Origin of the sequence: Occallatibacter sp., from assembly GCF_049802275.1 — a bacterium.
Lineage (GTDB): Bacteria > Acidobacteriota > Terriglobia > Terriglobales > Acidobacteriaceae > Telmatobacter.
Genome location: NZ_JBARMD010000472.1, coordinates 1 through 7391 on the forward strand (window position 1 = coordinate 1; position 7391 = coordinate 7391).

Here is a 7391-nt window from a genome sequence, read left to right on the forward strand (position 1 = left end):
GCGCAGTGGGCCACGCCGGTATTGACGCAGCCCGCGCCACCTGCAACGCCGCGGCCGAAGCCTTCGGCTGCAAACCCGAAGAAGTCTTCCCTTCCTCCACCGGAGTCATCGGCGTTCCCCTACCGGCAGAAAAACTCATCGCCGCGCTTCCCGCGCTCGCAAAGTCTATCGGCTCCGAGTCCGATCACTTCCAGCAAGTCGCCGAAGCCATCATCACCACCGACACTGTCGAGAAGACAGCCTTCTCACGCGTTGAGATTCTGACGCCAGAAATCGATGGCGCCGGAGAAATCCGTCAGGAAGTGCGTATCGCCGCTGTCTGCAAGGGCTCCGGCATGATTCATCCGCAACTCGTGCCGCATGCCACCATGCTCGTCTACATCCTCACCGACGCCCTCGTCGATCCGGCTGCGCTCGACACGTATCTGCGCTCTGCCATTGACGTCAGCTTCAACCGCATTTCCGTCGATGGTGACACCTCCACCAACGACACCGTGCTTCTGCTAGCCTCTGGAGCCAGTGGCGCCGCAATCGGGGTCAACAATCCCCAGTTCGCTACTGCCCTGACCCACGTCTGCACCTCGCTCGCGCGCCAGATCGTCGCCGACGGCGAGGGCGTTTCGCACGTTGTCGAGCTCCGCATCAACGGCGCCGCATCTGACGCCGACGCGCTTCGCATCGCGAAAGCCATCGCCCATTCCCCGCTGGTCAAAACCGCATGGGCCGGCTGCGACCCTAACTGGGGACGCCTCATGGCCGCCATCGGTTACTCCGGCGCCGAGATCGATCCCGAAGCCATCGACATCTCATTCGGCGATCTGCCCATTTGCCGCAATGGCGGCCGCGCTCCTGACTTCGACGAAAACGCCGCCCATGCCTACATAAAGCAGCCTGAATTCTCCATCGCCATCGATCTCAACCAAGGCGATGGCAGTTGCAAATTCTGGACCACAGACCTGACCCACGAGTACATTCGCATCAACGCCGACTACACGACCTAGCATCTAACTCAATGCGGCACAGAATCGTTCGCCCATGGCCAAAATCCTCAATTCAAAACCAGAACGCAAAGCAAAGCCAGCCCCGGAGCCGGAGACCTTCTCGCTCGTCTCGAATGAGAAGTTGCTCGCCATCTACACCGCCATGATCAAGTGCCGCATGCTCGAGCAGCGCGCCACTGCGCTCTTCCAGCAAGGCAAGCTAGCCTCCGACCTCCATGCATCCTCCGGTCGCGAGGCCGCTTCGGCCGCCATTACCATCGATCTCCAACCTAACGACACGCTCAGCATCGCGGCCGGCGACTGGCTCCCCGCATTCGTCAAAGGCTTGGCGCTTGAGAATGTGTTTCGAACATTAGCTTCCCCTTCTGCGGAAACGAACGGTCAATCTTCACGAACGCAATCCGATCTTGAGCAGAAGAACATTCTCGCGGTCGATAACGTCCACCGGCCCCAATCCGTTCGCGAGCGCGCCATCGCAGCGCAATCTGGCAAAGAGGGCGCCATCGTTGTCGCAGTTCTTCCCTCCCCGGAGGACGCCCTTCAACCATGGCATAGCCTTCTGGCCGTGGCGGCGTCCAAAAGGTTCCCCATCGTATTCGTCCATCACATTGCTTTCGAGCATCACGTTTCCGGCGCGAGTCAGCCCGGCGAGTCTCCAGCCAATCGCAAAGGCAAAAACCCTGATGCTCTCTTCCACGGGGTACCCTCGATCGCGGTCGACGCATGTGACGCTGTAGCGGTGTATCGCGTGGCTTACGAGGCTATCGTCCGCGCGCGCCAAGGCCGCGGAGCAACTCTGCTCCAGTGCCTGGCCCACCCCGGGGCAATGATCTCCGCAAGCCAAAACGGCGGAGACTCATCCCCCGATCATCCCTTCGGCGCGGATCCAGTTTCCTCCATGGAAAACTACCTGAGGCGTAAAGGCATCGAACCAGAACAGCATAACCACGAGATCATCGCCGCCTTCAATCATGACCTCGAACTGGCTACCCGATTCCTGGATCAGTAGTCCAAACAGCATTACACTATCCCCGTTTTTGTCTATCCTCCGGGTAATAGAGGACATAGAAGAACCCGGAGCAACCCGAATGGTAAAGTGAGGAAATGAGCGTAAGTAAGCGCCCAGGCATTGCTTTTGTCATCTCAAGTGCGATCTTGCTGGCAGGATTATTCAGTTTCAATCCAGCCCCACTTGCAGCCGAAACACCGGGAATCGGTGAAGGCGCAGCTCAATTGCCCTCCGACGCCAGCCGCCCCGCCCCTGTCTGTGAGCCCTCAGCGCTCGATTCGCCCTATATCCCCGTCGACAGTTGGGTCTATCCTGCCGTCCTGCGTCTCTATGGCCTTGGCTACATCGACACCGTTTTTCTCGGCATGCGTCCATGGACTCGCGCCAGCCTCGAACACATCCTCGAACAGGCCGGCGCACGCATCGATGACGCGCAAGACTCCAACGACCCGGCGCTAGACCAGGCGCAGCAAATTTACGAAGCGCTCGATCGTGAACTTCATCCCGACATGCAGGGTCCTTGTGGAAGCTTGAGGGGGAAAGCCCGGGTTGAATCTGTCTACTCCACCATCCGTCCCATCACCGGCACTCCGCTCAATGACAGTTTTCATCTCGGACAAACGGTCATCAACGACTACGGCCGTCCCTACGAGAACGGATTCAACAACTACACCGGTGCAAGTGGTTACGCATCGGCCGGCCGCTTCACTGCTTATGCGCGCGCCGAGTTACAGTTTGCCCCATCGGCCGCTGGCTATTCGACTCTGCTGGCACAAACCCTCTCCGGCGTCGACAATGTGCCGTTCATCGACCCCGCTACCGGCCTGCCCCTTGATCAGCCCACGATTCCCATGGGACCCATCGGTTCCATCGCACGTGCCCGTGTCCTTGAGGCCTACGTCTCCGCCAACGTCCTCAATAACGAAATCTCCTTCGGCAAGCAGGATGCGTGGCTTGGACCTGGCCTCGGTGGCTCTTTCGCCTACTCCAACAACGCTGAAAACATCTATTCGTTTCGCATCAATCGCGTCGAGCCCCTGCACATCCCGGGACTCTCCTATATCACCGGCCCGTTTACCTACGACTTTCTGGTTGGCCCGCTGCAGGGACACACCGCCCCTGCTGACCCTTGGGTCCACGTTGAAAAGATCGCCTTCCGCCCAACGGAGAATCTGGAATTCGGTTTTTCGCGCACCGTAATCTGGGGCGGCAAGGGACACGTCCCCATCACTCTGCATAGCTTCCTGAGAAGCTTCTTCAGCGTCGCCAACGTTTCCGGGGCTGAGAAGAACAGCCGGGACGACCCCGGCGCGCGTTTCGGAACCTTCGACTTTTCCTACCGCTTGCCTTTCTTGCGCAACTGGCTCACCCTCTACACCGACGGCGAAGTGCACGACGACATCTCGCCCATCGATGCGCCACGCCGCGCGTCGTGGCGTCCCGGCCTCTATTTGTCGCATGTACCCGGCTTGCCGAAACTCGACCTTCGTGCTGAAGCCGTTTACACCGATCCTCCAGTATCGACCAGCGTTAGCGGCCGCTTCATGTATTGGGAAGTCATCCAGGTCCAGGGCTACACCAACAACGGACTGCTCTTTGGCGACTGGGTCGGCCGCGAAGACAAGGGCGGCCAGGGCTGGATTACCTATCACCTTAGCGGAAACGAATGGCTCCAGGTCGGCGTGAGAAATCAAAAAGCCGCCAAGGACTTCATCCCCGGCTCAACCACGATTACCCGACCCGGTACGCCTTATCTCATCGAAGGCGGCACCACCATCAATGACATCAACTTCCAGGCCGTCAAGCGCATTGGAAAAGACTTTGAGATCAACGGCAACTTCACTCTCGAACACTGGAAGGCGCCAATCTATCTCCCCGGAGAGCAGACTGTCACCACCACGTCCATCAAGCTCACCTGGTACCCCGAGCGCAAAGCCAGCTTCTGATCAGGACTCGATGAGTGATCCGGCCTGAACTCAACTGCAAAGCTATTTCTTCTGCGCTGACTGCTTCTTCGCCACGCGTGATGTGGGGAAGTATCCCGACTTTGTGCGAACCGTCAGCTTGCTCATCCCCGGCGCGTCGGCCGTGACAAGTATGCGGCGAAACCCCGGCTCCGTCGACGGCTTCGTGGAGTGATAGCCGATCGTGTACTGGCTTCGAATATCGCGCGCAATTTCCGCCGCGATTTCATCCACCTGCTCGATTGACTTCGGGAAAAATGCAATTCCGCCCGTCTCGTTCGACAGTAGCTCCAGCGCCCGGCGCGCATGGCGCACCTCGGCATGGCTCATCTCATCGCCAAACAGAAGGCCGATCGTATAGATTACCGGCCCTGATAGCTCCTGCACGCGCCGGATCGTCTGATCCAGATTCAGCGTCGAGGCGTTATCCTCGCCATCTGTAATCAGAACCAGCACCTGTTTCGGACGTTTGGCATCCGCCACCAGCTTGTCCGCCGATGCGACCACCGCGTCATACAGTGCCGTGCCACCGCGGGACTCGATGTGGCTCAGCCCATCACGCAGCTTGTTTACATTCGAGGTAAAGTCCTGATCGATGTAGGCTTCGTCAGAAAAATTCACGACAAACGCCTCATCCTCCGGATTCGAAGCTTCGACGAGGTCCAGAGCTGACTTGTTGACCGCGGGACGCTTCTTCGACATCGATCCCGAGTTGTCCACAACCAAACCGATCGACACCGGAAGATCAGTGTGCTGAAAGCTGATGATGCCCTGCTTTACGCCGTCTTCAAAAACCTGGAAGTTATCCTTCTTAAGCGTCTGTACCAACTGCGTGCCCTGCAGTACCGTGGCGTTCAGCACAACCTCTTCCACATTGGTATGCAGAATGTAGCCTTCCCCCTCCTTGCGCAGAGGTTCCCCAGTCACGGTCGAGGGCTGCTCAACATCCGGCGAACGAACCGGATCGCGATCCACCGTCAGCGACGGCGCCTGGCTTGGCGCGGAAGGCGTTGTTGGCTTCGGCGCCTGTTGTGCGCCCAGCGTGAAGGTCGAAATCGAGAGGAGTGCGGCAAGGACTGCGTTATTGCAAAGGCGCATAGTATCCGGTTCGAGCATGGACCGTGAGTGGAGGCAAACCCGATGGCGGATTTAGCTTCACCTTCACTTTACGCCACTTGCCATCACGGGAGAGATTCTTCGGTGTATAGCCGATCACATATTGATTGCGTAGTTCTGTTGAGATCTTCTCTGCAATGTCGCCCATTTCCGAGATGTCATCCACCCGGAAAAGCCGACCACCTGTTTCTTCACACAATTCATTCAGCAGGATCGGCCCGGTGCGTTCCTCCGGGGTGGCAGCATACGGATCGAAGATCCCAATCGAGTAGATTTCCACATCCGATTCGCGAACCTGGGCGCGAACTTCGCCCTCGGTGTATCGCGACCGGTTATCTCCACCGTCCGACACCACCAGCAGCGCCTTGCGCTCGTGCTTGGCCTCTTTCATCTTGACCACGCCGTAATAAATCGCGTCGAGCAGCGCGGTGCGATGTCCGCTGCGCACCGTCGCCAGCCGCGCCTGGATATCTTCGACCGAACTTGTGAAATCCTCAATCAGCTCCGGCCGGTCGTTGAATCCGATGACAAAGAACTCGTCTTCGGGATTGGCCGTCTTGATGAACTGCAATATCGATTCCCGCGCCCTGATCAGCTTCGACGTCATTGAACCCGACAGATCAAAAATGATTCCGATGGACACCGGCGCGTCTTCCGCGGCGAAGCTGCGAATTTTCTGCTCCCCGCTGTTTTCGTAAACCTGGAAGTCTTCCTGTTCCAGTCCTGTCACCAGCCGGTTCATGGGATCCGTCACTGTGATCGGCACCAGCACCATGTCCACATTCATTCGGATAAGCGAGCCCGGTTTTGCCCTTCCGGCTCCCGTGGCTGCCGGTGCGTCAACACCCGCCGGCGCTCCCGTTCCTGGAGCCGTTGTGGCGGGTGGCGGCACATGCACCTTATCCAGGGGATTGTCCTGCGCAGAAATACCCGATGTAAAACTCAAGCCGAGCACGCAGGCGCAAGCGACCAGCCATGCTCTGAGGGATGCTCTGTGCGGCCTCTGCAGCCAGATGGAGGACGGGTTCATGCGCTCGCACATGGGAATGATGGCGAGTTTAGCACGCTCGACGGACGCCTTGGGTTCCATCACGCAACCCCTCGATTGGTTTGACGACGCCGGAACTAAATCCGTCATCCACGCTGGGATACAATCGACTCTAAGCGACAGTTCCGGCGGCACTTTACCAGCTGACAACCGCCGCGCAAATCCTGCCTTATCTTCGGGGAGCAAGTCCTTCTGCATGGCAAGTATCTATCCATTCCGCGCGTGGCGCTACAATCCGTCGGCTGTTCGGCTGGAAGACGTGGTGACCCAACCCTACGACAAGATTTCACCGGCCATGCAAGAGGCTTATTACCAGCGCAGCTCCCACAACCTGGTCCGCATTATTCTTGGGCTGCCTGAGCTATTTGATGCCGAGCGTGGCGAGAGTGTCTATGCGCGCGCCGCCCGCGACTTCAAGGCATGGCGGGAGCAATCAATTCTCGTCCAGGAGAAGGATCCATGTATCTTCGCCTACTCCCAGCGCTTCCGCGTTCCCGGTACGGATGAAATCAAGGAGCGCCGCGGATTCATCGCCCTCGGCCGTCTGCATGAGTATGCCGACCAGGTCGTATTTCGCCATGAGCAGACCCTCTCCAAACCGAAAAGCGATCGTCTCAACCTGCTCAAGGCCACCCGCGCCCACTTCGGCCAGATATTCATGCTCTACTCCGACCCTGCCGGCAGCGTTGAAAAGATTCTCTACGACGGCACCGGTCCCACCGATGCAGAAGTCACTGACGAATACGGCGTTCTGCACCGCGTCTGGAGGGTCAGCGATCCCGCGGTCATCCGCCTGCTTATATCAACGATGGCCGACAAGAAACTGATCATCGCCGACGGCCATCACCGCTATGAAACGGCGCTGAATTACTCCAAAGAACACGCCCCGGCGGCGCCTGCCCGCACCGAGCACAACGCCAGCGATCTTCCGCAGCCCCCTTACCCCGAAGCCGCCGTCATGATGACCTTCGTCAACATGGACTCCGACGGCCTCGTCATCCTGCCCACGCACCGCGTCGTACACAGCCTGGCCGCCTTCGATCCTGCGGCCTTCGCCCGTGCTGCCGAGCATTTCTTCACCGTCGAAAAGCTGGCTGACTCGCCGGCAGCAACCTACGTCGACACGCTGCGCCGACAAACTGGAATCGCCTTCGTCGCCGTGACTCGCGGTGGCGCATTCCTTCTCCGCTCGAGGCCCGATGCCGCTGCGGCCGCAATGGCTGGCCTTCCTGAGAACCAGCGCCAGCTCGATC

At 58.9% G+C, this 7391-nt stretch carries 6 protein-coding genes; 4 read left to right on the forward strand and 2 right to left on the reverse strand.

What is annotated here, in order from left to right; all coding sequences use genetic code 11:
* From argJ to WA354_RS16380, 3 genes are all read left to right on the forward strand, one after another.
* A partial coding sequence (gene argJ, locus WA354_RS16370; protein WP_472814093.1) for a bifunctional glutamate N-acetyltransferase/amino-acid acetyltransferase ArgJ occupies window positions 1-1001 on the forward strand: 1001 nt, incomplete at its 5' end.
* A gap of 34 nt (window positions 1002-1035) precedes the next feature.
* Window positions 1036-2010 carry a thiamine pyrophosphate-dependent enzyme gene (locus tag WA354_RS16375; RefSeq protein ID WP_472814094.1) on the forward strand — a complete coding sequence of 325 codons (975 nt, stop codon included), beginning with the start codon at window positions 1036-1038 and terminating at the stop codon, window positions 2008-2010.
* A 95-nt stretch (window positions 2011-2105) separates the two neighbouring features.
* Window positions 2106-3956 (forward strand): capsule assembly Wzi family protein, encoded by a 1851-nt coding sequence (locus tag WA354_RS16380; RefSeq protein ID WP_472814095.1) that lies wholly within the window; start codon window positions 2106-2108, stop codon window positions 3954-3956.
* A gap of 42 nt (window positions 3957-3998) precedes the next feature.
* Here WA354_RS16380 and WA354_RS16385 read toward each other — a convergent pair whose 3' ends face one another.
* On the reverse strand, window positions 3999-5072 hold the full coding sequence (locus WA354_RS16385; protein ID WP_472814096.1) for a VWA domain-containing protein: 1074 nt from the start codon (window positions 5070-5072) through the stop codon (window positions 3999-4001).
* Window positions 5056-6180, reverse strand: a complete 1125-nt coding sequence (locus tag WA354_RS16390; RefSeq protein WP_472814098.1) for a VWA domain-containing protein — start codon at window positions 6178-6180, stop codon at window positions 5056-5058. Before WA354_RS16390 ends, WA354_RS16385 begins: the two co-directional genes overlap by 17 nt.
* A gap of 154 nt (window positions 6181-6334) precedes the next feature.
* Between WA354_RS16390 and WA354_RS16395 the strand changes: the two genes are divergently transcribed.
* Window positions 6335-7391: DUF1015 domain-containing protein (locus WA354_RS16395; RefSeq protein WP_472814097.1), on the forward strand; the 1057-nt coding region annotated here is incomplete at its 3' end.